The organism is Pseudomonas putida (genome assembly GCF_028682475.1).
In the GTDB taxonomy this organism is placed as follows: Bacteria; Pseudomonadota; Gammaproteobacteria; order Pseudomonadales; family Pseudomonadaceae; genus Aquipseudomonas; species Aquipseudomonas putida_AG.
In genome coordinates this window covers 47,511-72,250 of sequence record NZ_JANHLE010000015.1, presented here as the reverse complement: position 1 = coordinate 72,250, position 24,740 = coordinate 47,511, and the positions used below count along the sequence as shown (strand labels likewise).

Sequence of the window (24,740 nt, the reverse complement as noted above, 5' to 3'; positions counted from 1 at the left end):
GTCGTTTTTGCCTGGAGATTGATTACCCGTGTTCAATGAAGCAGAAGCTCCGCAGCCGCCAAAGGTGCTCACCACGCCTTTGGAAATCGCCGCCAACTTGCGGTCGCTGCAAGAGAGCCATGACCCGCTGATCATCACCTTCCACGAACGCAGCCAGCGCTTCCAGAGCTATGTGGTCGAGGTCGACCGCGAAAGCAATCGCCTGGCGCTTGATGAAATGGTCCCGCGCGACGGTGAGCGCTACCTGGAGAACGGCGAGCCGTTCCGGGTCGAGGGCTTTCATGAGGGTGTGCGTATCGCCTGGGAGTGCAATACCCCGCTGAGCATCAGCGAAGTTGACGGTCATCGCTGCTACCGCGGCGTACTGCCGAGCGCAGTGGCCTACCATCAGCGGCGCAATGCGTTTCGCGCCGCACTGAAACTGTCGCAACTGGTCGACATCAAGCTCGACGGCGACAAGCTCAAGGGCAATGGTGAATTGCGCGGCAAATTGCTGGACATCTCGGCTACCGGCTGCAAGCTGCGCTTCGAAGGCAATATCGAGGAGCGCCTGCAACTGGGCCAGGTCTACGAAAAATTCGCCTCCGGCGCACCGCTGGGCTTGTCCCAGGTCGAGGTGGAGCTGCGTCATCTGCATTTCGAAGAGCGGGTTAACACCACTTTTGCAGGCGTACGCTTTCACAACCTGAACGGACAGATGCAGCGCAAGATTGAAACCTTCGTCTACCAGCTGCAGCGTGAAGCGCGACGCTTCGATAAAGACGATTATTGAGTTGAACGCCTGGGGCTGCCCTGCAGCCCAATCGCCGGCAAAGCCAGCTCCCACAATGACCTCGATTACCCTGATTCCTGTGGGAGCCGGCGTTGCCGGCGAAAGGGCCGAAAAGCGGCACTGATTTACACCGACGCCGGCTTCTCCTCCGACCCCGCCGCTTCACCCCCCTCCTGATCGCTATCCTCCTCGGTATCCTCAGCCGCCACCGGCGCCTGCATCTGATCCTGCACGCTCTGCTCGTCAACCCGCGGATCGAGCGCTGCCGACAAGGGCGAGCCCGCCGCCGGCATGGCCACGTGATTGAGCGGCGCATCCTCAACCTGATGCAATCCGGTAACGGCCTTCGGACGAATCCGCCAGACCAGCACCAGGGCAAAGAACACAAAGAAGGCATAGAGCATCTGGGTGCCGAACATCTTCATCAGCACCCCCGCCACTAACGGCCCGATACTGGCGCCGACACCATAGGTCACCAACAGCATGGCGGTCAGCGACACCCGTCGCTCGCTTTCCACATGGTCGTTGGAGAATGCCACCGCCAGCGGATACAGGCAGAACTGCAGCAACGACACGGCAAAGCCGGCAACGAACAGGACTACCAGCGGCACTGTCGGCATGATCGCCAGGGGCAACGCGGCAATCGCCAGGCCCACGGCCACACTGCGGATCAACACCGCACGATCGTAGCGATCCGAGAGCCAGCCCAGCGGCCACTGCACCAGCAGGCCGGCAAAGATGCAGCAGCCCATGAACAGACCGATGTATTCGGTGCTCAACCCTTGCTTGGAAGCGTACAAAGGTGCCAGGCCATAGAAGGAGCCAACGATCAGTCCCGAGCCCAGCACCGTACTCAACGACTGGGGTACCCGCTTGATGAAGAAGCGCGGCTCCATCGGTGCCGGCCGCAACGGTGCCGGGTGAATGCGCCGGGTCATCGCCACTGGCACCAGGCACAAGGCAAAGCACATAGCCACCAGCATCAACAGCTCCGGCCCCAGCTGCGGATGCGCGACCAGGATCAGCTGACCGAGCACCAGTCCCAGGTAGGAAGCGATCATATAGCCGCTGAACACCGCCCCGCGCTGCTTGGCATCGGCCTGCTCGTTGAGCCAGCTTTCGATGACCATGTACTGGCACATCATCCCCAGACCGACAATCACCCGCAGCACCACCCACGCCGGTAGCCAACTGACCAGGCCATGCCCAAGTACCGCTGCACCGACAATCCCGGCGCAAGTGGCGTAGGCACGGATATGGCCGACCCGGGCAATCAGCCGGTGACCGATCTTGCCGCCCAGGGCCAGACCGAAATAGTTGGCCGCCATCAGCGCACCGACCCAGAGGCTGTCGACATGATCGGCAGCCAGGCGCAAGGCCAGGTAAGTACTCAACAAGCCGGAACCAATCAACATCATCAGCGCCGCAAAATACAGCGAGCGAAAAGACTTCCAGATCTGTCGCATCAGCGTCCCGAACGGCCCCTTGAGCAGGTGAAAAAACTGCTTGAAAGCATAAGTGAAAATAACCGTACTGCAGGTCCTGGGACTAAAAAAACACTAGGCTTGAGCCGCCAGCACGCGACGCTCCCACGGGGTGATTTCATCGAAGAAGCTGGTCAGCTCCAGGGTTTTGGTGGCGATGTAGCCTTCGATGAACTCGCTACCGAACAACTCCCGTGCAAGCGCACTGTGCTTCAGACGCTCAAGGGCCGCATGCAAGGTACATGGCAGGCTCAAATGTTCCGGCACCTCGAACTCACCCTGGATCGCTGGCGCAGGTTCGAGCTGTTGCTCGATACCATACAGACCGGCGGCGAGGCTGGCGGCGATGGCCAGATAAGGGTTGGTGTCGGCACCGGGCAAACGGTTCTCGACCCGCCGCGCCACAGGAGAACTGGCCGGGATACGCAAGCCGGCAGCGCGGTTGTCTTCTGACCAGCAGGCATTGTTGGGCGAGGCGTAAGGATGGCACAGGCGCTGGTAGGAATTGACGTTCGGCGCGAACAGCGCAGTGAAGTCGGCCATGCAGGCCTGCAGGCCACCGATGAAATGATGGAAAGTCGCAGTCGGCTTGCCGTCGGCGTCGCTGAACACGTTGCGCCCACCGTTGATCTCTACCAGGCTCTGGTGAATATGCATCGAGCTGCCCGGTGTATGCGCCAAGGGCTTGGCCATGCACACCACGGTCAGGCCATGCTCGAGCGCAACCTCTTTGAGCAGATGCTTGAACAGCAGGGTCTGGTCGGCCAGTAACAAAGGATCGCCGTGCAGCAGGTTGATCTCGAACTGGCTGACACCCATTTCATGCATGAAGGTGTCGCGCGGCAAGCCCAGGGCCTCCATGCAGCGATAGACCTCGCTGAAGAATGGTCGCAGGCCATTGTTGGAACTGACGCTGAACGCCGAATGCCCTTCTTCGCGGCGACCATCCTTGCCCAGCGGCGGCAGGAACGGCTGGTGCGGGTCGGTGTTCGGCGCGAAGACAAAAAACTCAAGTTCGGTCGCCACGACCGGTGCCAGGCCGCGGGCCGCATAGCGTGCAATCACCGATTTAAGCAGACCGCGGGTGGACAGACCGGAGCTTGCGCCACTGAGCTCGACCGCATCACAAATAGCCAGGGCACGCGGCTCGTCGCTCCAGGGCAGGCGATGGATCTGCTGCTGATCAGCCACCAGGGCCAGGTCGCCATCGTCGCTGCCGTAAAAGCGCGCCGGCGGATAGCCACCCATGATGCACTGCAACAGCACCCCACGGGCCATCTGCAAGCGCCGGCCTTCGAGAAATCCCGCAGCGGTCATTACTTTGCCGCGCGGTACGCCGTTGAGATCCGGCGTAACGCACTCGATCTCATCAATGCCGCTCAATCGCTCCGCGAGCGCACACTGGCCACTGGTGGTCATGACACTATCCTTATTGTTTTCGCATGCCGTGAAAGGCGATAGCTACAACATAGGCACCAGGCGTTCGGAATTTCAAGCACCCAGGCGCGGCATGATCGAAATTTTCTACAGGCCTGATCGCGGGACAAGCCCGCTCCCACCGGTGAGCAACTTTCCTGTGGGAGCGGGCTTGCCCCGCGATGCCCTTACCGGTTACCCCGGCAAGGTCATGCCATTGGCTGGCAACGGCAAGGCAGTCTTGTATCGCACCTGCTTCAAGGCAAAGCTGGAGCGGATGTTGGCCACACCCGGCAGGCGCGTCAGGTAATCAAGAAAGCGCTCCAGCGCTTGAATGCTCGGCAGCAACACCCGCAACAGGTAATCCGGATCCCCGGTCATCAGGTAGCACTCCATGACCTCCGGGCGTTCGGCAATTTCTTCTTCAAAACGGTGCAGGGATTGCTCCACCTGCTTTTCGAGGCTGACATGAATGAACACATTGACGTCCAGCCCCAGTACTTCCGGCGCCAGCAAGGTCACCTGCTGGCGAATCACCCCCAGCTCTTCCATGGCCTTGACCCGGTTGAAACAGGGCGTCGGCGACAGGTTGACCGAACGCGCCAGCTCGGCATTGGTGATCCGCGCGTTTTCCTGAAGGCTGTTGAGAATACCGATGTCCGTGCGATCCAGTTTGCGCATGAGAAAATTTCACCTGTTTTTTGTCTTTATAAAGAATGTTTATCCGCAAGCCCGAACAAAGGCAATCAACTTGAGAGAAATATTCTTCAGGCGCCCGAATATCATGTAGGACAAGACTGACTCCCTGGTCACAAGCCGGGGTGTCAGCAGCGACCGCTTCAAAGCTCAACAAAAACACAAGACAGAGCGAGCGTAAAAAAGCATGAACGAGTACGCCCCCCTGCGTCTGCATGTGCCCGAGCCTACCGGCCGGCCAGGCTGCCAGACTGATTTTTCCTACCTGCGTCTGAACGATGCTGGCAAGGTCCGTAAACCTCCCGTCGATGTAGAAGCCGCCGATACCGCGGATATCGCCTATAGCCTGATCCGCGTGCTGGACGATAAAGGCAATGCCCTGGGCCCATGGGCCGAGGACATCAGCCCGGAGATCCTGCGCCAGGGCATGCGCACCATGCTCAAGACCCGGCTGTTCGACAGCCGCATGGTGGTCGCCCAGCGCCAGAAGAAGATGTCCTTCTATATGCAGAGCCTGGGCGAGGAAGCCATCGGCAGCGGCCAGGCCATGGCCCTGAACCGTACGGACATGTGCTTCCCCACCTACCGCCAGCAAAGCATTCTCATGGCCCGCGACGTGTCGCTGGTAGAGATGATCTGCCAGTTGCTGTCCAACGAGCGCGATCCACTCAAAGGCCGCCAGCTGCCGATCATGTATTCGGTGCGCGAAGCCGGCTTCTTCACCATCAGCGGTAACCTCGCAACCCAGTTCGTCCAGGCCGTCGGCTGGGCCATGGCCTCGGCGATCAAAGGCGATACCAAGATCGCCTCGGCCTGGATCGGTGACGGCGCTACCGCCGAATCCGACTTCCACACCGCCCTGACCTTCGCCCACGTATACCGCGCGCCGGTGATCCTCAACGTGGTCAACAACCAGTGGGCGATTTCCACCTTCCAGGCCATCGCCGGTGGTGAGTCGACCACCTTCGCCGGTCGCGGCGTCGGTTGCGGCATCGCTTCGCTACGGGTTGATGGCAACGACTTCATCGCCGTCTACGCCGCTTCGCGCTGGGCTGCCGAACGCGCCCGCCGCGGCCTGGGCCCAAGCCTGATCGAGTGGGTCACCTACCGCGCCGGCCCGCACTCGACGTCCGACGATCCGTCCAAGTACCGCCCCGCCGACGACTGGAGCCACTTCCCGCTCGGCGACCCGATCGCCCGCCTGAAACAGCACCTGATCGCCATCGGCCACTGGTCCGAGGAAGAGCACCAGGCGGTCACCGCCGAGCTTGAGGCCGAGATCATCAAGGCGCAGAAAGAAGCCGAGCAGTACGGCACCCTGGCCGGCGGCCAGATGCCAAGCCCAGCGTCCATGTTCGAGGATGTCTACAAGGAGATGCCGGAGCACCTGCGCCGGCAGCGCCAGGAACTGGGGATCTGACATGAACGATCACACCACCACTATCCAGTTGGAAACCGCCATGGCGACTACCACCATGACCATGATCCAGGCCCTGCGCTCGGCCATGGACATCATGCTTGAGCGCGATGACAACGTGGTCGTCTATGGCCAGGACGTTGGCTACTTCGGCGGCGTGTTCCGTTGCACCGAAGGCCTGCAGACCAAGTACGGCAAATCACGGGTCTTCGATGCGCCGATCTCCGAAAGCGGCATCGTCGGCACCGCCGTGGGCATGGGTGCCTACGGCCTGCGTCCGGTGGTCGAGATTCAGTTCGCCGACTACTTCTACCCGGCCTCCGACCAGATCGTTTCCGAGATGGCCCGTCTGCGTTATCGCTCAGCGGGCGAGTTCGTCGCCCCGCTGACCCTGCGCATGCCTTGCGGCGGCGGCATCTACGGCGGCCAGACGCATAGCCAGAGCCCTGAGGCGATGTTCACCCAGGTCTGTGGCCTGCGTACCGTCATGCCGTCCAACCCGTATGACGCCAAAGGCCTGCTGATCGCCTCGATCGAAAACGACGACCCGGTGATCTTCCTCGAACCCAAACGCCTGTACAACGGCCCGTTCGACGGCCACCACGACCGCCCGGTAACGCCGTGGTCGAAACACCCGGCCAGCGCCGTGCCGGACGGCTACTACACCGTGCCGCTGGACAAGGCCGCCATCACCCGCCCGGGCAATGACGTCACCGTGCTGACCTATGGCACCACCGTGTACGTATCCCAGGTGGCGGCCGAGGAAACCGGTGTCGACGCCGAAGTCATCGACCTGCGCAGCCTGTGGCCGCTGGACCTGGAAACCATCGTCGCCTCGGTGAAAAAGACCGGGCGCTGCGTGGTCGTCCACGAAGCCACCCGCACCTGCGGTTTCGGCGCCGAGCTGATCTCGCTGGTTCAGGAACATTGCTTCCATCACCTCGAAGCCCCGATCGAACGCGTTACCGGTTGGGACACCCCCTACCCGCACGCGCAGGAATGGGCGTATTTCCCCGGTCCTTCACGGGTGGGCGCGGCATTGAAACGGGTCATGGAGGTCTGAATGGGCACGCACGTTATCAAGATGCCGGATATCGGTGAAGGCATCGCACAAGTTGAACTGGTGGAATGGTTCGTCAAAGTCGGCGACACCGTCACCGAAGACCAGGTCGTGGCCGATGTCATGACCGACAAAGCCACGGTGGAAATCCCCTCACCGGTCAGCGGTAAAGTGCTCGCGCTGGGCGGCCAACCGGGCGAAGTCATGGCCGTGGGCAGCGAACTGATCCGCATCGAAGTCGAAGGCACCGGCAACCTCCAGGAAAGCACCAGCAAAGCTGCCGAACCCACCCCAGCACCTGCTGCAGAACCGACTGTGGGAGCGGGCTTGCCCCGCGAAGAGGCCAGCAAACCCACCACACCTGTCCCTTCCACACACCAACCCGCCGCAATCGTCCCGCGCGAAGCCAACGAGCGCCCGCTGGCCTCCCCGGCCGTGCGCAAGCGCGCCCTGGATGCCGGTATCGAATTGCGTTACGTACACGGCAGCGGCCCGGCCGGGCGCATCCTGCATGAAGACCTGGATGCCTTCCTGACCCAGCCGACCCTCAGCAGCCAAAGCGCACCGGGCGGTTACGCCAAGCGCAGCGACAGCGAGCAGATCCCGGTCATCGGCCTGCGCCGCAAAATCGCCCAGCGCATGCAGGATGCCAAGCGCCGCGTCGCCCACTTCAGTTATGTCGAAGAGATCGACGTCACCGCCCTGGAAGAACTGCGCCTGCACCTGAACAAAAAGTGGGGCGACAGCCGCGGCAAGCTGACCCTGCTGCCGTTTCTGGTGCGCGCCATGGTCGTGGCCTTGCGCGAATTCCCGCAGATCAACGCCACCTACGACGACGAAGCCCAGGTCATCACCCGCCACGGTGCGGTGCATGTCGGCATCGCTACCCAGGGCGACAACGGCCTGATGGTGCCGGTACTGCGTCATGCCGAAGCCGGCAGCCTGTGGAGCAACGCTGGCGAAATCGTGCGCCTGGCCAACGCCGCGCGCGGCAACAAGGCCAGCCGTGAAGAGCTGTCGGGCTCGACCATTACCCTGACCAGCCTCGGCGCCTTGGGCGGCATCGTTTCCACACCGGTGGTCAACACCCCGGAAGTGGCCATCGTCGGCGTCAACCGCATGGTTGAACGGCCGATGGTGATCAACGGCCAGATCGTCATCCGCAAGATGATGAACCTGTCCAGCTCGTTCGATCACCGGGTGGTCGACGGTATGGACGCGGCACTCTTCATCCAGGCCATCCGCGGCCTGCTCGAACAACCTGCCAGCCTGTTTGTGGAGTGACCATGCAAGCGACTCTCAACACCACCCTGCTGATCATTGGTGGCGGCCCTGGCGGTTATGTCGCGGCGATTCGCGCCGGCCAGCTGGGCATTCCCACCGTGCTGGTCGAAGGCCAGGCGCTGGGCGGCACCTGCCTGAACATCGGCTGCATTCCGTCCAAGGCACTGATCCATGTCGCCGAACAGTTCCACCAGACCCAGTTGCACAGCCAGCAGTCGAACCTGGGCATCAAGGTCTCGCCACCGAGCCTGGACATCGGCCAGAGCGTGGCCTGGAAAGACGGCATCGTTGATCGCCTGACCAGCGGAGTCGCCGCCTTGCTGAAAAAGCACGGGGTCAAGGTGATCCATGGCTGGGCGAAGATCCTCGATGGCAAAAGCGTCGAGGTCGATGGCCAACGCATCCAGTGCGAACACCTGCTGCTGGCCACCGGCTCCAGCAGCGTCGAACTGCCGATGCTGCCGCTCGGCGGCGCGATCATTTCGTCCACCGAAGCGCTGGCGCCCAAGGCCCTGCCCAAGCACCTGACAGTGGTTGGCGGCGGCTACATTGGCCTGGAGCTGGGTATTGCCTACCGCAAGCTCGGCGTCGAGGTCAGCGTGGTCGAAGCCCGTGAGCGGGTGCTGCCGACTTATGACAGCGAGCTGACCGCACCGGTAGCCGAGTCGATCAAAAAGCTCGGGATCAAGCTTTACCTCAAACACAGCGTCGAAGGCTTTGATGCCGGCAGCCAGCGCCTGCAGGTACGCAACCCGGACGGCGAGTTACTGCAACTGGACACCGACCAGGTCCTGGTCGCCGTGGGTCGCAAACCGCGCACCCAGGGCTTCAACCTGGAAAGCCTGGCGCTGAAGATGAACGGCGCGGCGATCGCCATCGACGAACGTTGCCAGACCAGCATGCGCAACGTCTGGGCGATCGGCGATCTCAGCGGTGAGCCGATGCTCGCCCACCGGGCCATGGCCCAGGGCGAAATGGTCGCTGAAATCATCGCCGGCAAAACCCGGCGCTTCGAACCCACGGCCATTGCCGCGGTGTGCTTCACCGACCCGGAACTGGTGGTGGTCGGCAAGACCCCGGAGCACGTCGAACAGGAAGGCCTGGACTGCATCGTTGCGCAGTTCCCGTTCGCCGCCAATGGCCGGGCCATGACCCTGGAATCAAAAAGCGGTTTCGTGCGCGTGGTCGCGCGTCGCGACAATCACCTGATCCTCGGCTGGCAGGCCGTTGGCGTTGGCGTCTCGGAATTGTCGACGGCGTTCGCCCAGTCCCTGGAAATGGGCGCTCGCCTGGAAGATGTGGCCGGCACCATCCATGCTCACCCGACCCTCGGTGAGGCGGTCCAGGAAGCGGCATTGCGGGCACTCGGTCACGCCCTGCACCTGTAACACACTGAAGCGGCTGCGGCCGATTTGACCCGCTGCGCGCAAGTGCAGCGGGTCTTTTTTTGCCTCGGGCCGGCACAACTGGACAGGACTCAACGTACCGGCAGGCTGCTCTCGGCTTCGGCCCTGATCCAATCAATGAACGCCTGCACCTCGGGACGCTGCACCGTCTCAGGACGACTGACCAGGTAGTAGGCGAATCGTGAAGGCCAGGGTTTATCCAGGGCCACGACCAGCTTTCCGGCGTCGATATCCTCCTGCGCATGCGTATCCTGAACCAGGGCAATACCCTGCCCCGCTGCCGCGGCACGCAACAGCAGCAGGTCCTCTTCGAAACTCATCCCGCGCCGCCCCTCGTCCCCCACCTGTACACCATGGGCCTGTAACCAGAGCACCCAGTCAGCGCGATCGCCATCTTGCAACAAGGGGTACTTGAGGCAATCGGCCGGCTCATCAATGAGCGGACCCTGGGCCAGTAACGCTGGGCTGACTACCGGCAACAACACCGGCGCCATCAGCCGAATCGACTCCAGCCCAGGATAAGTGCCCAGGCCATGGCGCAGGGCCACGTCAACCCGATCGCGCTTGAAGTCCACCAGCGTCGCCGAAGCTTCGACGCGCACCTCGATCTGTGGATGCAATGCACTGAAACGACCGATCCTCGGTACCAGCCAAGCCGCAGCAAACGAAGGGACCGTGCTGATGGTGAGGCTTTTTTCCAGGGTCAGGTTTTCCAGCGTTGAATAGGATTTTTCGATCAGGTCAAAACCGCGCAGCAAACTGGCGTGCACCCGCGCACCGGCTTCAGTGAGGTACACCCCATGATGCCCACGCACAAACAGCGCAACGCCCACCCGCTCCTCCAGCAAACGTATCTGTTGGCTAACCGCGCCAGGCGTGACCCCCAGCCGTTCGGCCGCCGCCTTCAAACTGCCCAGGCGTCCTGTCTCGGTAAAGGCGCGCAACGCCAGCAACGGTAAAACGGCTCCCACAGGCCCAACCTCAGTTTAGTAATTCTAAATCCATAAGAGAGAAATCATCGTTTCTCAAGGTCATTGCAGCGCTCTAGGATAGTTGGCAGAGCGTCAACTACAAAGCAGCTTTAGCCACGCAGGATGCGAAATATGAACGACCCTGGACTGATCCTTTACACCGATAGCTCTCCTAATGGATTCAAGATCACCATCGCCCTGGAAGAGCTGGGCATACCGTATACCCTGAGGCATGTCCGTATCGAGCAGGGCGACCACCGTCGCGCGCAGTTCCTCAAGCTCAATCCCCATGGGCGCATTCCCGTCTTGGTCGATGAAACCACAGGCATCACGCTGTTCGAGTCTGCGGCCATCCTCCTGTACCTGGCGGAAAAAACCGGCCGCCTGCTGCCAGACAATCCGCACATGCGTTGGTCAGCCATCAAGTGGTTGATGTTTCACACCTCGAGCATGGGACCGATCCTTGGTCAACGGGTGCATTACGAACTGTTCGAAAGCCCACCCAACACAGCGGTTACCGAACGCTTTCGAGGCCTCACCGAAGACACCTTCGCCACGCTGGACAGCCACCTGAAAGACAGCCACTGGCTGGCTGGCCCGGAGTACAGCATCGCCGACATTGCCACCTTCGGCTGGATGCACATCGCCCGCATCATCGATTTCGATTTCAACGATTTCAGCCACCTGAGCACCTGGTTTGACCGGGTCAGCCAGCGCCCCGCGGTGCAACGCGGCATCAACCTGCCGCAACCGGCGACCGGCCCCTGACACCTGACGCAGAAGAGAATCGGCATGAACGAGACTGTGATACGCACCGCCCACGCAACCACCCGAGGCGCCAGCGCACCCGCGTTTGCCGGGCACCCTGGCTACAACCGGATGTTCGCGGCAGATCAACTGACGCTGGGCATCTTTCTGCCTCTGCGCTTCTATCAAGGCGATATGAACATCCTGGCCGGACAGGCCGAGCTTGTCAGCGAGATCGACCGCCTCGGTTTCGCTGCTGTCTGGGTCAGGGACGTGCCGTTGTTCGATCCGTACTTCGGCGATGCCGGGCAAGTCTTCGACCCCTTCACCTACCTGGCCTATCTGGCCGCCAGGACGCAACGCATCAGCCTGGCCGCCGGCAGCGCGATTTTTTCCCTGCGCCATCCGATCGACCTGGCCAAAGCGGCTGCGACCATCGACCGACTGTCTGGCGCACGTCTGGTCATGGGCATCGCTTCCGGTGACCGTCCTGTGGAGTTTCCGGCGTATGGCCTGGAGCACAGTGAACGCGGCGAGCGCTTTGCCGAAGCAGTGAGCTATTTTCGTCAGCTACTGCAGGAGGGAGAGCATTCGATCGCCTCCCCGCTCGGCCACCTGAGCGGAGCTCAATTACTGCCAAAGCCCGCCACTGGCAAGATTCCATTGCTGGTCACCGGCTCGTCGCGCCAATCGATGCAGTGATTGGGAGATCATGCCGATGGCTGGCTGACCTACCCGCAATCAACGCAAACCAGCATCGGCCCGCGACAGCTGGCCGAGAAAATCCGCGCCTGGCGCAGCCATATTCCAGACCGAGGATTCCGTCCCCATGTGACCAACGAGTGGATTGACCTGGACGAGGATCCGAACTATCCCCGTACCGCGCTGCGCGGCGGCTATGTGCTCAAGACCGGTCGCAAGGGCCTGATCGAGTTGCTCGGTGAGTGGCGCGCTGCCGGGGTGAATCACGCAGCGCTGGGCATCCAACTGGCGCGACGCCCTGCGCTAGACATCATTCAAGAGCTGGGCGAAGACGTCCTGCCCTTGTTCCCCGCTCACGACGGGCCCCAGCCGCTGGCGCAACACTGGTAATCACAGACCGGAGCCCCACTGCGCACATCGCAGTGGGCTTTCACTCACCCACCCGGTCCTTGCCCGCCGCCTTGGCCCGATACAGGGCTTGATCAGCCCGCGCCAGCATTTGCGCCTGACCCTCTCCTTCCAGGCGCTGCACCACGCCATAGCTCATGGTCAGTTGGCACTCGCCTATCGGCGGCGCCTGCTCCAGCGCCTGGCGAATGGTCATCGCCAACCTGCGCGCATCGTCAAGCGACGCATCAACCAGCACCACGACAAACTCATCGCCGCCCCAACGGGCCAGCATCTGCGACTCACGCAGGCAGCGTCTGATCAGCCCCACCAGGTCGACCAGGGCGCTGTCACCGCGCGCGTGACCGTAGCGATCGTTGATTGGCTTGAAGTCATCCAGATCCATAACGATCAGCGACAGTGGCTGACGAAAACGCCGGGCGCGCTCACATTCTTGCTGCAGGACTTTTTCCAGGCGATAACGGTTGGCAATCAGGGTCAGGGCATCACGTTCAGCCAGGTCGCGGTTCTCGTCCAGTTGGCGCTGCAACTGCTGATTCACCCACGACAGCTCGCGCGTACGCTCGGCGACCAGCGCTTCGAGTGAATGATTCTGCTGCTCCAGTTGCTGCAACAAACGCTTGCTGGCGTCGATGTTGCGATGCGCGCCCAGCATCCGCGCCACTGAACCATCCGGGTTACGCGCAATGACATGGCCGCTGTCTTCAATCCACAGGTAGCTGCCGTCCTGACATTTGCAGCGGTACTGCACCCGATACTGTTCAGCGCGCTGGGTGATATAGGCCTCAAAATGCTCCATCACCCGCGGATAGTCGTCGGGATGGATGACACTCTCCCAGGTGAACACCGTGTTATCCAGTGAGTGGCTGGCATAGCCAAGCATCTTGTACCAACCCGGATTGCGGTATACGTACCCGGTGTTGGCATTCCAATCCCAGATACCGTCACTGATCAGGTCCAGCAGGGTTTGCAACTGAACGCCCTCAAAGGCTACAGGTGGAACCCTGGATGCTGCCGATTCAGATGCTTGACTCATGGACTTTCTCCCTTGTCCGGACGTCGTCGTCCCAGTCTTGCCTTATCACTGTCTCGCTGATTGTTTGCCGTTGGCGGCAAGGAATTTCCCCTTCACGGCAAACAGGCTCCAAGGGTGCGTCGGCCGCACCACTGCGCACCCCCTAATATAGTAGAGCCTGGCGGGACGTTGACCAGCTGGCACAGGATTTGCCCTTGATGGATCGTATTCCTGCATTCGTTCAAGGAGATCGATCGGGTGAACATCGTCAATGGAGTCGGCTGGCAACAGCAGGTAATCAATCCGCTACGCGGCACGTCTGAGGCAAGCGCCGAGCTGCAGGCACAGTTCCGCGCCCCGGTTGCCACCAGCGGCGCGGCCGCACAACAGCAAAACCGCGGCAATACCGCACAGCAGAACGCCGAGGATGCCCGCGAAGAAGCCTTCGCCAAGCTCAAGGTGCAGCTGCAGAACCCGGACGTTGCCCGCCGTGAACAGGCCAGTGCCGGCGCCGCTGATACCCCGACCACGAGTGTCGCCCAGGAGTTTCGCGATTACATGGCCCTCTCGCCTGCCGAGAAGATCAAACTCAAACTGCTGAACGAACTGGGCATCACGCAAGAAGAATTCGATGCCATGCCACCGGAAGAGCAGGAGAAGATCGAGCTGAAAATTGCCGAGCAGAAGAAGAAGGAAACTGAACTGCAATCGCTGGCCGCGCTCAACGCTCATATTCAGGGGCCTGAATTGTCGGCGAATCTGATGGCGAAGCTGGCGGCGACGGACTCGGCACAGACCGGTACCGCCGACAATCCGCAGGATAAAGATCCCCTTCTTTGAGCGGAAATCGGAAAGCGATCAGCCAGCTGAAGACCCGCCGGTTAGGCGGGCCTTTCAATGGTAGTGAAGGCAGCGTCAGCCTCAGATCGAGCGCTGGTTTACACGGGCCGTGAGTTGCTCGGCGGTCTCTTTGCGTTCCGAGTAGCGGTCCACCAGGTACTCCTGCCGATCGCGTAGCAGCAGGGTAAATTTCACCAACTCTTCCATCACGTCGACGACCCGGTCGTAGTACGCCGACGGTTTCATCCGGCCTGCTTCGTCGAATTCCATGAACGCCTTGGGCACCGAGGACTGATTGGGGATGGTGAACATCCGCATCCAGCGCCCCAACACCCGGAGCTGATTCACCACGTTGAACGACTGTGAACCGCCACAGACCTGCATGACTGCCAGCGTCTTGCCCTGGCTGGGTCGGATGGCGCCCAGCGCCAGGGGAATCCAGTCGATCTGTGCCTTGAACACTGCCGACATCGCACCATGGCGTTCCGGCGAACACCAGACCTGGCCTTCTGACCACAACACCAGGTCACGCAGCTCCTGCACCTTGGGATGCTCTACCGGAGCATCGTCGGGCAGCGGCAACCCGCAAGGATTGAAAATGCGGGTCTCTGCACCGAAATGCTCCAGGAGTCGTGCAGCCTCCTCCACCAACAGCCGGCTGAACGAGCGCTCACGGGTTGACCCATACAACAGCAGAATGCGCGGCTTGTGATCGCTTGCACAGGTTGCGCCCGGTGCACCATCGAACAGGGAAAGGTCCAGATTGGGTAGTTGCTCTGACATGTGTCCTCCTGCTCAGAGAGTGCCGATTCGATCCAGCTCGCGCTTGAGCTGATCGCGGCTGAGGCTGCTAAAGGGAAGCTCGAAGAAGGCTTTGCAGCGTTGTTCGATGTGGCCCAGGGTGGCGCGAAACGCGGCAGCAACCACAGCATTGTCCCCGCTCACATCGGACGGGTCTTCCAGACCCCAATGGGATTTCAGCGCGGGGCCGAAGTACGCCGGGCAGGCTTCGCCCGCCGCCTTGTCACAGACGGTGATGACGATATCCACAGGGTTTTCCTCGAAACAATCGTTGCCTTTGCTACGCAAGCCTTCAATGGCAATGCCGGCCTGCTGCAGCGTGGCCAGACTGAGCGGGTGTACCACGCCCTTGGGAAAGCTGCCGGAACTCACCGCCTCAAACCCTTCCGGCGCCAGGTGATTGAACATGGCTTCTGAAAGAATGCTGCGGCAGCTATTGGCCGTGCACATGAACAGGACTCGCATGGAAAATTCACTCAGTAGGGGTTCAGCAACAGACCGCATCGCGCACAGGACGTCCATCCATGTTCTGCAGACGGCAAGCGTTGCTTTGCAGCCAGTCGGTGTTGGCCTGGGATGTCACCTGCAGGACTTCGTGCACCCAGCCAGGAAGATCGGGGTTGAGGCGGTAATAGACCCATTGCCCTTGACGGCGATCCAGCAGCAGTCCGCTGCTGCGCAATTGAGCGAGGTGACGGCTGATCTTCGGCTGGCTGTCATCGAGAGCGCACATCAGTTCGCAGACACAAAGTTCGCCCTGACTGGCGATCAGCAGAGTGGCGCGGACACGGGTCTCATCAGCCAGGCTTTTGAAGACCTCGGGAGGAGTGAGCATTCGGCACACCTTTTAATATATGGATAATCGAATATACGGATATCCATATATTAAAGGCAACAGGTTTTATTTCGAGCTGATCCATTGCGGTCTGCCGACACCAGCACAAAGGCGAAGAGGTTTTGATCAAGATGGTGTCCCAGGGCAGGTTCGAACTGCCAACCTTCCCCTTAGGAGGGGGATGCTCTATCCAATTGAGCTACTGAGACACAGAGCCGGCAACGAGCGTTGCACGACGGAGGACGGCGTGCATGTTAACCAGCATACCGGCATTTGTCATGTCATCCGTGGGGCTTTTTAGCTGTAGCTTTTAGCGCGCTGGCGATGAGGATCGTGCATTTTGCAACAAGGCAGTGAGCCATTATTGCAAAATGCACGGAAACCGCACATCAAAAGCCACATAAGTAATTGATTTTAAAAAATAAAAAACCAGAAAACGGCTGGCATGCAGCGTGCAATTCGATAAAAAAGCGCCCGGCAACCGCCCTTCACTGCTGTGGAGAATGCCTGATGAACCGCACACTGCTTTTACTCAACGCCCTGGCCTTGGCTGTACTGGCAGCCTTGGTCCTGCAACCGCAGGGCACTGTGGTAACGTCTCCAGCCGAAGCCGCGTCGGCGATGACGCCACATCTGATCAAGTTCGACACCGCTGCAGAAACGCTGCCGGCCTCGATCCAGCAGCCCAGACTACAACCCGCAGCCGGACAGCGGCTGATCTTCTAAGCCTCAACGGCCAGCCAGCAGACCCTGCTCACGCAGAAACTCGAGCAACCGTGCCACGGTGTCATCGAGCCGGGCGGAGTTATCCAGCAGGTACACATCCTCACCAGGCAACTGCAGTTGCTGGCTGCGCGCCAGACGACGCTCGATATCCTCCAGGCTCTCCCGGCCACGGGCGAGCAGGCGCTGACGCAATACCTGCGGCTCGACGGTCAGCAATACCGCCAGAAGATCAGGATAACGTTGCCGCGCCTCAGCCAGATGTGCGCGCGAGCCATTGACCAACACACTCCGCCCCTGCTGCAACCAGTGGTCGATCTGCGCTGGGATGCCATAGTCCAGACCATTGGCCCGCCAGTGCAAGGCAAAGTCACCCGCAGCACGCATGTGTGCAAAACGCTCGGGCGAAACGCCAACGGCATCCTCACCCTTGGCCTCAGCCGAACGGGTGATCACCCGCCGGGCGACTGCCACATGGTGAGTCGCCAAGGCTTCCCGGGCGGCATCAATCAGCGAGTCCTTGCCGGAGCCGGAAGGCCCCATCAAATAAACCAGGCGCCCAGGGAGTGCTGTACGGGGCGCGGCGCTTGCGTCATGCTGCATAGCCACTATGCTCATCGGTAAGGAAGCCTGCGCATTCTAGACGCTTTCAACGGCCTTTTTCGCCTGTTACCAGCAGGTGATGGCAAAGACAGCGACGGAGCGCTTAATGAAAAATGAAAACTTTTCAAACCAGTGCTCATTTCTGATAATTGGTACTGGCAAAACGCCTCCATCCGGTTCAATATTTGTCACAGAATTGACGCCAAGGAACCGGCGACAATGAGGCATGATTCACACCTCATTCACAATTCAGGTTGAACATTTTGTCGCCGTGATGGTCGTACTGAGATCGTGCGGCCAATTTCGAGAACCGCTTCCCCTGAACTAAAACCGGTCAATTATATGCGCCCAATGAAACAGGCTGTTTACTCTAGCCGCACCGCTGACAAATTCGTCGTCCGCCTCCCCGACGGAATGCGTGAGCGCATTGCCGAAGTAGCGCGCCACCACCATCGCAGCATGAACTCGGAGATCATCGCCCGCCTGGAGCAGAGCCTGATCCAGGAAGGAGCCCTGGGTGACGAGCTGAGCATGCGCCTGGACAGCCCGGAGCTGTCGCTGCACGAACGTGAATTGCTGCAACGCTTCCGCCAACTTTCCCATCGCCAGCAGAACGCGCTGGTAGCCTTGATTGCTCACGACGTCGAGATGGCCGCGGACGCCTCCTGATTCACTGCCCGCCGCAATAAAAAAAGCTAGCGAATGCTGGCTTTTTTTGTGTCTGGGCTGCAGCCCTTACAAGAGGAAGATGGTTGCAAGGCCAAGGAAGATAAAGAACCCGCCACTGTCGGTCATGGCCGTGATCATCACACTGGCACCCATGGCCGGATCGCGCCCCAGGCGTGCCAGGGTCATTGGAATCAATACGCCCATCAGTGCCGCAAGCAATAGATTGAGAGTCATTGCCGCGGTCATCACCACACCCAGCGACCAGCTGCCATACAACAGATACGCCACCACACCGATCACACCGCCCCATACCAGGCCATTGATCAAGGCCACCGCCAGCTCCTTGCGCATCAGCCGCGTAGTGTTGCCAGGGCTGACCTGGTCGAGCGCCATGGCACGCACAATCATGGTGATGGTCTGGTTGCCGGAGTTGCCGCCGATACCCGCTACGATCGGCATCAGTGCCGCCAGCGCTACCAGCTTCTCGATCGAGCCTTCGAACAGGCCGATCACCCGCGAAGCGACAAATGCAGTAATCAGGTTGATCGCCAGCCACGCCCAACGGTTACGCAACGAGCGCCAGACCGAAGCAAAGATGTCTTCCTCTTCGCGCAGACCGGCCATGTTCAGCACTTCGGTCTCGCTTTCCTCACGAATCAGGTCGACCATCTCATCGATGGTCAGACGGCCGATCAGGCGACCGTTCTTGTCCACGACCGGTGCCGATACCAGGTCGTAACGCTCGAACGCCTGCGCGGCGTCGTAAGCGTCTTCTTCCGGCTGGAACACCACCGGGTCATCGGCCATGACTTCGGCCACCTGCTTCTCGGGGTCGTTGACCAGCAGGCGCTTGATCGGCAGCACACCCTTGAGGATGCCGTCGTAATCGACCACAAAGAGTTTGTCGGTATGCCCTGGCAGCTCCTTGAGCCGGCGCAGGTAACGCAGCACCACCTCCAGGCTGACGTCTTCACGGATGGTGACCATCTCGAAGTCCATCAGCGCACCGACCTGCTCCTCGTCATAGCTCAGCGCGGAGCGGACGCGCTCACGCTGCTGGGCATCGAGGGTTTCCATCAGCTCATGGACAACGTCACGAGGCAGCTCTGGCGCCAGGTCGGCCAGTTCGTCGGCGTCCATCTCCTTGGCGGCGGCGAGCAGCTCATGATCGTCCATGTCGGCGATCAGGGTTTCACGAACCGAGTCGGATACTTCCAGGAGGATGTCGCCATCGCGCTCGGCCTTGACCAGCTGCCAGACCGTCAGGCGGTCGTCCAGGGGCAAGGCTTCGAGAATGTAGGCGACGTCAGCGGAGTGCAGGTCATCGAGCTTGCGCTGCAGCTCGACGAGGTTCTGGCGGTGAACGAGGTTTTCTACCAGGTCATGGTGATGACCTTCCTGACGGTGGGTCAGGTCTTCGACCACGCGTTGACGCTGCAGCAGTTCGACCACCTGAGCCAGGCGATCCTGCAAGCTCTCTTGCGTCTTTTTTACTTCGATTTCAGTCATAGGCGAACTCCACTCCCAGCAGCGGAGCACGCCGGGAGAATCAATCAGTCAGATCTTGATTGGCAAAACTTGCTATTGAGTAACTACTGGGTAAGTCCATGGTGGTTTTCCACAAGCCCCGGCGGGGCTGACGGGCGCAATCATACACCGCTTGAGCTGTCAGGGGGCTGAAAAAATCGTGGTTAGAACAATCGTTTGCGAGACATCGTCAGGACAATCTCGGCCACTATCAGTGCGACGGCGACCAAGATAAAAAAAACACATGTCAGGAAGAAAAACACAGAACGCAGAAAAGCAAAAAGCCCGCCTGAGTAGGCGGGCTTTCTGTTGTATGGTGCACTCAGGAGGATTCGAACCTCCGACCGCTCGGTTCGTAGCCGAGTACTCTATCCAGCTGAGCTATGAGTGCAGGGTTGGCGCTTGATGGACCAGGTCACCTCTGGTTGAAGCTGAAACAACTTTCAAGATGAAAACTGTTTCGTCGTATGGTGCACTCAGGAGGATTCGAACCTCCGACCGCTCGGTTCGTAGCCGAGTACTCTATCCAGCTGAGCTATGAGTGCAGGGTTGGCGCTTGATGGACCAGATCACCTCTGGTTGAAGCTGAAGCAGCTTTCTAGATGAAAACCGCTTCGTCGTATGGTGCACTCAGGAGGATTCGAACCTCCGACCGCTCGGTTCGTAGCCGAGTACTCTATCCAGCTGAGCTATGAGTGCATTTGTTACCGCGCATTATAGGCCGCTAAATCTTTTTGCCAACCACTTTTTCGTTTAATTTCAACGACTTAGGCGATTCAGGCAGATTACAGCGTCCTACATGAATAATGGCGGAGAAGGGGGGATTCGAACCCCCGATACCCTTGTGAGGTATACTCCCTTAGCAGGGGAGCGCCTTCGGCCACTCGGCCACCTCTCCGCAACACGGGGCGTATAATAACCAGAGCTTTCCCCGTTTGCAAACTCTTTTTTGAAAAAAACTCGATAAAAATTAATGGCTTGGTTCTTCGTCCTTCTCTTTCTTGATCCGCAGGTAGATTTCCTCGCGGTGGACGGCCACTTCTTTAGGGGCGTTTACACCGATTCGCACCTGGTTTCCTTTGACGCCGAGCACGGTCACAGTGATTTCGCCGTCGCCAATGATCAAGCTCTCGGCGCACCGACGAGTCAGAATCAACATACCTTTCTCCTCACGAAATTCAGTTCAGGGACAACAGTCTGCAAAAAAAAGGGCTTCAGCCTTCAGCCTGTGACGGCCACCGACCTACGCCTAAGTATTGACTAGCGCGAGTAAAACGACAGATTTCTCACACCCGCCAGAAATGCAAAGGGCGCGGCATAGCCGCGCCCTTGAGGCAACGCCTTACTCACCCTGTCGGGTAGGGGCGTCCAGTTCGAAAGCGGTATGCAGGGCGCGTACCGCCAGCTCCAGGTACTTCTCTTCGATCACTACCGAGACCTTGATCTCGGAGGTGGAGATCATCTGGATGTTGATGCTCTCTTTAGCCAGGGCTTCGAACATGCGGCTGGCAACACCGGCATGGGAACGCATGCCAACGCCAACGATCGAGACCTTGGCGATGTTGGTGTCGCCCACCACTTCGCGAGCGTTGAGCTCCTCGGCGGTTTTGTCCAGGACCTTGTGGGCCTTGTCGTAGTCGTTGCGGTGCACGGTGAAGGTGAAGTCGGTGGTGTTATCGTGCGAAACGTTCTGCACGATCATGTCGACTTCAATATTTGCGGCGCTGATCGGACCGAGGATCTTGAAGGCAACGCCCGGGGTATCCGGCACGCCGCGAATGGTCAGCTTGGCTTCATCGCGATTGAAGGCGATGCCGGAAATGATCGGCTGTTCCATGGATTCCTCTTCATCAATAGTAATGAGGGTACCCGGACCCTCCTGGAAGCTGTGCAGCACGCGCAGCGGAACGTTGTACTTGCCGGCGAACTCGACGGCACGGATCTGCAGGACCTTGGAACCGAGGCTGGCCATTTCCAGCATCTCTTCGAAGGTGATCTTGTCCAGGCGCTGTGCCTGGGCCACCACACGCGGATCGGTGGTGTAGACACCATCGACGTCGGTGTAGATCTGGCACTCGTCCGCCTTCAGGGCAGCCGCCAGGGCAACACCGGTAGTGTCGGAGCCACCGCGACCGAGCGTGGTGATGTTGCCGTGCTCGTCCACCCCCTGGAAGCCTGCGACCACCACCACGCGACCGGCCTTGATATCGGCACGAATCTTCTGGTCGTCGATCTGCAGGATGCGCGCCTTGTTGTGCGCGCTGTCAGTGAGGATGCGCACCTGGTTGCCGGTGTACGACACCGCAGGAATCCCCCGCTTCATCAGGGCCATGGCCAACAAGGCGATGGTCACCTGCTCACCGGTGGACACGATCACATCCAGCTCACGCGGAACCGGCTGATCACTGATCTGCTTGGCCAGGTCGATCAGGCGATTGGTTTCGCCACTCATCGCCGACAGCACGACCACCAGGTCATCGCCGGCCTCGCGGAATTTCTTGACCTTGTCGGCAACCTGCTCGATTCGCTCGACCGTGCCGACCGAAGTGCCGCCAAATTTCTGTACGATCAACGCCATTTCAAAGCCGCCTCAGCCCATGAAGGGCACCCAATAAACATTCAAACGACGCCATGGCCCGCCACTAGACGACGGGCCAAACAGCGCCTTAAACGCCCTGCTCCACAAATGGCACGGTCAAGGCCAGCGCATTGTCCAGCGCGGCGGTATCAACGCCACCACCTTGCGCCATGTCCGGACGACCGCCACCCTTGCCGCCCACTGCGGCAGCGGCTTGCTTCATCAAATCACCGGCTTTGAGTTGGCCAGTCAGGTCCTTGGTCACACCGGCAACCAGTACGACCTTTTCCTCATGGACACTGCCGAGCAGGATCACTGCGCGGCCGAGTTTGTTCTTCAGCTGATCGACCAGCGCCAGCAGCGCCTTGCCGTCCTGACCATCCAGGCGTGCAGCCAGGACCTTGACGCCCTTGACCTCGACAGCCGAGTTGGAAAGGTCGTCACCGGCAGCACTGGCGGCCTTGGCCTGCAGTTGCTCCAGCTGTTTTTCCAGCTGGCGGTTGCGCTCGAGCACCGCCGACAGCTTGTCGATCAGGTTGTCGCGACTGCCTTTGACCAGCTGCGCGGCTTCCTTGAGTTGCTCTTCGGCAGCATTGAGGTAAGCCAGTGCCGCCTCGCCGGTCACCGCTTCGATACGGCGCACACCGGAGGCCACACCGCCTTCGCTGATGATCTTGAGCAGGCCGATATCACCGGTACGCTTGGCGTGGATACCACCGCACAGCTCGACGGAGAAATCACCGCCCATGCTCAGGACGCGCACGCTGTCGCCGTACTTCTCGCCGAACAGCGCCATGGCGCCCTTCTGCTTGGCGGTATCGATATCGGTCTCTTCGGTTTGCACCTCGGAGTTCTTGCGCACTTCGCGGTTGACGATGTCTTCCAGAGCCTTGAGCTGCTCCGGCTTGACCGCTTCGAAGTGGCTGAAGTCGAAACGCAGGCGCTGGCTGTCGACCAGCGAGCCTTTCTGTTGTACGTGATCGCCCAGCACCTGACGCAAGGCTGCATGCAGCAGGTGAGTAGCGGAGTGGTTCAGCGAAGTGGCGTGCTGCACATCGGCATCGACCTTGGCCTGAACCTTGGAGCCGACCACCAGCGTGCCGCTGGCGACTACGCCGTGGTGCAGGAAGGCGCCACCGGTCTTGGTGGTGTCGCGCACATCGAAGCGTACATTGGCGGCTTGCAGGTAACCGGTGTCACCGACCTGGCCACCGGATTCGGCGTAGAACGGCGTGCGGTCGAGGATCACCACGCCCTGCTCGCCTTCAGCCAGTTGCTCGACGACTTTGCCGTCCTTATAAAGAGCAACGATGTTCGCTTCGCCTTCGGTGCTGGTGTAGCCGGTGAACTCGGTGGCTACATCGACTTTGACCAGGGTGTTGTAGTCCAGGCCAAAGGCGCTGGCGGAACGCGCGCGCTCACGCTGCGCTTCCATCTCGCGCTCAAAACCTTCTTCGTCGATGGTCAGCTCGCGCTCGCGAGCGATGTCGGCGGTCAGGTCCATCGGGAAGCCGTAGGTGTCATAGAGCTTGAACACCACGTCACCTGGAACCACGCTGCCTTTAAGCTCGGCCAGATCCTGCTCGAGGATCTTCAGGCCTTGCTCCAGGGTCTTGGCGAACTGCTCTTCTTCAGCCTTGAGCACGCGCTCGATGTTGGCCTGTTGCTGCTTGAGCTCAGGGAAGGCTTCGCCCATCTCGGCGACCAGCGCGGCAACGATCTTGTAGAAGAAGCTGCCGGTGGCGCCCAGCTTGTTGCCGTGACGGCAGGCACGACGAATGATCCGGCGCAGTACGTAACCGCGACCTTCGTTGGACGGCAGCACGCCGTCGGCAATCAGGAAGCCGCATGAACGGATGTGGTCGGACACCACCTTGAGCGACGACTGCTCTTCGTTCTTGCAGCCGATGGCGGCGGCAGAAGCTTCGAGCAGACTACGGAACAGGTCGATCTCGTAGTTCGAGTGCACGTGCTGCATGACCGCGCTGATGCGCTCCAGGCCCATGCCGGTGTCCACCGACGGTGCCGGCAGCGGGTGCAGCACGCCGTCAGCGGTGCGGTTGAACTGCATGAAGACGTTGTTCCAGATCTCGATGTAACGGTCACCGTCTTCTTCCGGCGAGCCGGGTGGGCCGCCCCAGATGTCCGGGCCGTGATCGTAGAAGATCTCGGTGCAAGGACCGCACGGGCCGGTATCGCCCATGGTCCAGAAGTTGTCGGAGGCGTACGGCGCGCCTTTGTTGTCGCCAATGCGCACCATGCGCTCGGCCGGGACGCCAATTTCCTGGGTCCAGATGTCGTATGCCTCGTCATCGCTGGCATAGACGGTGACCCAGAGCTTTTCTTCCGGCAGGCCCAGCACCTTGGTCAGGAAGGTCCAGGCGTAGGTGATCGCATCTTTCTTGAAGTAGTCACCGAAGCTGAAGTTACCCAGCATTTCGAAGAAGGTGTGGTGACGGGCGGTGTAGCCGACGTTTTCCAGGTCGCTGTTCTTGCCACCGGCGCGCACGCACTTCTGGCTGCTGGTCGCGCGGGTGTAGGCGCGCTTTTCCTGGCCAAGGAAGCAGTCCTTGAACTGGTTCATCCCCGCGTTGGTGAACAGCAGGGTCGGGTCGTTGCCCGGAATCAAGGAGCTGGAGGCAACTCGGGTATGTCCCTGCTCTTCGAAGAAGCGAAGGAAGGCTTCACGGATTTCTGCGCTTTTCATAGGTTCTTCCACGGAAACGGCGGCCTTACGGCAAATGCTTGCGTCAAATTGACGAAACGACGGCAAAGGGCCGCATTAT

Annotated in this window: 22 protein-coding genes, 5 tRNA genes and 1 pseudogene; 10 read left to right on the top strand and 18 right to left on the bottom strand. The window is 60.3% G+C overall.

The window, feature by feature from the left end:
* The first annotated feature begins 28 nt into the window (after positions 1 to 28).
* On the top strand, positions 29 to 772 hold the full coding sequence (locus NPS47_RS14465) for a flagellar brake protein (RefSeq protein WP_274295560.1): 744 nt from the start codon (positions 29 to 31) through the stop codon (positions 770 to 772).
* 125 nt (positions 773 to 897) lie between these two features.
* Here NPS47_RS14465 and NPS47_RS14460 read toward each other — a convergent pair whose 3' ends face one another.
* The 3 genes from NPS47_RS14460 to bkdR form a co-directional block, all read right to left on the bottom strand.
* Complete coding sequence (locus tag NPS47_RS14460) at positions 898 to 2,238, bottom strand: MFS transporter (RefSeq protein WP_274295559.1); 1,341 nt, start codon at positions 2,236 to 2,238, stop codon at positions 898 to 900.
* Between the two features lie 93 nt (positions 2,239 to 2,331).
* Positions 2,332 to 3,573, bottom strand: coding sequence for a glutamine synthetase family protein (locus NPS47_RS14455; RefSeq protein WP_274295604.1), 1,242 nt, complete (start codon positions 3,571 to 3,573; stop codon positions 2,332 to 2,334).
* A gap of 294 nt (positions 3,574 to 3,867) precedes the next feature.
* A complete protein-coding gene (gene bkdR / locus NPS47_RS14450) occupies positions 3,868 to 4,353 on the bottom strand; it encodes a Bkd operon transcriptional regulator BkdR (protein ID WP_038613431.1) in 486 nt (161 codons plus the stop codon).
* Between the two features lie 202 nt (positions 4,354 to 4,555).
* Here bkdR and NPS47_RS14445 point away from each other — a divergent pair, with 202 nt between their 5' ends.
* Genes NPS47_RS14445 through lpdA form a run of 4 tightly spaced genes read left to right on the top strand, consistent with a single transcriptional unit; the run spans position 4,556 to position 9,517 of the window.
* Positions 4,556 to 5,788 carry a 3-methyl-2-oxobutanoate dehydrogenase (2-methylpropanoyl-transferring) subunit alpha gene (locus NPS47_RS14445; RefSeq protein ID WP_045189128.1) on the top strand — a complete coding sequence of 411 codons (1,233 nt, stop codon included), beginning with the start codon at positions 4,556 to 4,558 and terminating at the stop codon, positions 5,786 to 5,788.
* A 1-nt stretch (position 5,789) separates the two neighbouring features.
* Positions 5,790 to 6,848 carry an alpha-ketoacid dehydrogenase subunit beta gene (locus NPS47_RS14440; RefSeq protein ID WP_191833297.1) on the top strand — a complete coding sequence of 353 codons (1,059 nt, stop codon included), beginning with the start codon at positions 5,790 to 5,792 and terminating at the stop codon, positions 6,846 to 6,848.
* Positions 6,849 to 8,129 carry a dihydrolipoamide acetyltransferase family protein gene (locus tag NPS47_RS14435; RefSeq protein WP_274295558.1) on the top strand — a complete coding sequence of 427 codons (1,281 nt, stop codon included), beginning with the start codon at positions 6,849 to 6,851 and terminating at the stop codon, positions 8,127 to 8,129. It abuts the gene before it with no gap.
* Between the two features lie 2 nt (positions 8,130 to 8,131).
* Positions 8,132 to 9,517, top strand: coding sequence for a dihydrolipoyl dehydrogenase (lpdA, locus tag NPS47_RS14430; RefSeq protein ID WP_274295557.1), 1,386 nt, complete (start codon positions 8,132 to 8,134; stop codon positions 9,515 to 9,517).
* Between the two features lie 89 nt (positions 9,518 to 9,606).
* Here lpdA and NPS47_RS14425 read toward each other — a convergent pair whose 3' ends face one another.
* A complete protein-coding gene (locus tag NPS47_RS14425; RefSeq protein WP_274295556.1) occupies positions 9,607 to 10,506 on the bottom strand; it encodes a LysR substrate-binding domain-containing protein in 900 nt (299 codons plus the stop codon).
* A gap of 132 nt (positions 10,507 to 10,638) precedes the next feature.
* Between NPS47_RS14425 and NPS47_RS14420 the strand changes: the two genes are divergently transcribed.
* Both NPS47_RS14420 and NPS47_RS14415 read left to right on the top strand, forming a co-directional pair.
* Positions 10,639 to 11,274 carry a glutathione S-transferase family protein gene (locus NPS47_RS14420; protein WP_274295555.1) on the top strand — a complete coding sequence of 212 codons (636 nt, stop codon included), beginning with the start codon at positions 10,639 to 10,641 and terminating at the stop codon, positions 11,272 to 11,274.
* A gap of 24 nt (positions 11,275 to 11,298) precedes the next feature.
* Positions 11,299 to 12,345 (top strand): annotated as a pseudogene (locus tag NPS47_RS14415) (LLM class oxidoreductase).
* A 40-nt stretch (positions 12,346 to 12,385) separates the two neighbouring features.
* Here NPS47_RS14415 and NPS47_RS14410 read toward each other — a convergent pair.
* Complete coding sequence (locus tag NPS47_RS14410; protein WP_274295554.1) at positions 12,386 to 13,399, bottom strand: sensor domain-containing diguanylate cyclase; 1,014 nt, start codon at positions 13,397 to 13,399, stop codon at positions 12,386 to 12,388.
* Between the two features lie 237 nt (positions 13,400 to 13,636).
* Between NPS47_RS14410 and NPS47_RS14405 the strand changes: the two genes are divergently transcribed.
* Positions 13,637 to 14,218, top strand: a complete 582-nt coding sequence (locus tag NPS47_RS14405) for a hypothetical protein (RefSeq protein WP_274295553.1) — start codon at positions 13,637 to 13,639, stop codon at positions 14,216 to 14,218.
* Positions 14,219 to 14,299: 81 nt separating this feature from the next.
* On the opposite strand, the gene arsH is transcribed toward NPS47_RS14405, so the two are convergent.
* The 4 genes from arsH to NPS47_RS14385 form a co-directional block, all read right to left on the bottom strand.
* Positions 14,300 to 15,001, bottom strand: a complete 702-nt coding sequence (gene arsH, locus NPS47_RS14400) for an arsenical resistance protein ArsH (RefSeq protein WP_274295552.1) — start codon at positions 14,999 to 15,001, stop codon at positions 14,300 to 14,302.
* Between the two features lie 12 nt (positions 15,002 to 15,013).
* Positions 15,014 to 15,484: an arsenate reductase ArsC gene (locus tag NPS47_RS14395; protein ID WP_274295603.1), complete on the bottom strand. Its 471-nt coding sequence runs from the start codon at positions 15,482 to 15,484 to the stop codon at positions 15,014 to 15,016.
* 22 nt (positions 15,485 to 15,506) lie between these two features.
* A complete protein-coding gene (locus NPS47_RS14390; RefSeq protein ID WP_274295551.1) occupies positions 15,507 to 15,854 on the bottom strand; it encodes a metalloregulator ArsR/SmtB family transcription factor in 348 nt (115 codons plus the stop codon).
* 132 nt (positions 15,855 to 15,986) lie between these two features.
* Positions 15,987 to 16,063 (bottom strand) — tRNA-Arg (locus tag NPS47_RS14385).
* 301 nt (positions 16,064 to 16,364) lie between these two features.
* On the opposite strand from NPS47_RS14385, the gene NPS47_RS14380 reads away from it, so the two are divergent.
* Positions 16,365 to 16,580: a hypothetical protein gene (locus tag NPS47_RS14380; RefSeq protein WP_274295550.1), complete on the top strand. Its 216-nt coding sequence runs from the start codon at positions 16,365 to 16,367 to the stop codon at positions 16,578 to 16,580.
* 3 nt (positions 16,581 to 16,583) lie between these two features.
* Here the strand turns inward: NPS47_RS14380 and phnN are convergent, their stop codons facing one another.
* Entirely contained in the window at positions 16,584 to 17,180 is a 597-nt protein-coding gene (phnN, locus tag NPS47_RS14375; RefSeq protein WP_274295549.1) for a phosphonate metabolism protein/1,5-bisphosphokinase (PRPP-forming) PhnN, read from the bottom strand.
* 342 nt (positions 17,181 to 17,522) lie between these two features.
* Between phnN and NPS47_RS14370 the strand changes: the two genes are divergently transcribed.
* Positions 17,523 to 17,849 carry an Arc family DNA-binding protein gene (locus tag NPS47_RS14370; protein ID WP_038616878.1) on the top strand — a complete coding sequence of 109 codons (327 nt, stop codon included), beginning with the start codon at positions 17,523 to 17,525 and terminating at the stop codon, positions 17,847 to 17,849.
* Positions 17,850 to 17,915: 66 nt separating this feature from the next.
* Here NPS47_RS14370 and mgtE read toward each other — a convergent pair whose 3' ends face one another.
* From mgtE to alaS, 8 genes are all read right to left on the bottom strand, one after another.
* Complete coding sequence (gene mgtE, locus NPS47_RS14365) at positions 17,916 to 19,358, bottom strand: magnesium transporter (protein WP_157193543.1); 1,443 nt, start codon at positions 19,356 to 19,358, stop codon at positions 17,916 to 17,918.
* A 332-nt stretch (positions 19,359 to 19,690) separates the two neighbouring features.
* Positions 19,691 to 19,767, bottom strand: a tRNA-Arg gene (locus NPS47_RS14360).
* 77 nt (positions 19,768 to 19,844) lie between these two features.
* Positions 19,845 to 19,921: transfer RNA gene (locus NPS47_RS14355), tRNA-Arg, on the bottom strand.
* A gap of 77 nt (positions 19,922 to 19,998) precedes the next feature.
* Positions 19,999 to 20,075: transfer RNA gene (locus tag NPS47_RS14350), tRNA-Arg, on the bottom strand.
* Positions 20,076 to 20,183: 108 nt separating this feature from the next.
* A tRNA-Ser gene (locus NPS47_RS14345) sits at positions 20,184 to 20,274 on the bottom strand.
* 72 nt (positions 20,275 to 20,346) lie between these two features.
* A complete protein-coding gene (gene csrA / locus NPS47_RS14340; RefSeq protein WP_002554426.1) occupies positions 20,347 to 20,535 on the bottom strand; it encodes a carbon storage regulator CsrA in 189 nt (62 codons plus the stop codon).
* A 183-nt stretch (positions 20,536 to 20,718) separates the two neighbouring features.
* Entirely contained in the window at positions 20,719 to 21,954 is a 1,236-nt protein-coding gene (locus NPS47_RS14335; RefSeq protein WP_274295548.1) for an aspartate kinase, read from the bottom strand.
* 88 nt (positions 21,955 to 22,042) lie between these two features.
* Positions 22,043 to 24,661 carry an alanine--tRNA ligase gene (gene alaS / locus NPS47_RS14330; protein WP_274295547.1) on the bottom strand — a complete coding sequence of 873 codons (2,619 nt, stop codon included), beginning with the start codon at positions 24,659 to 24,661 and terminating at the stop codon, positions 22,043 to 22,045.
* Between the last annotated feature and the right edge of the window lie 79 nt (positions 24,662 to 24,740).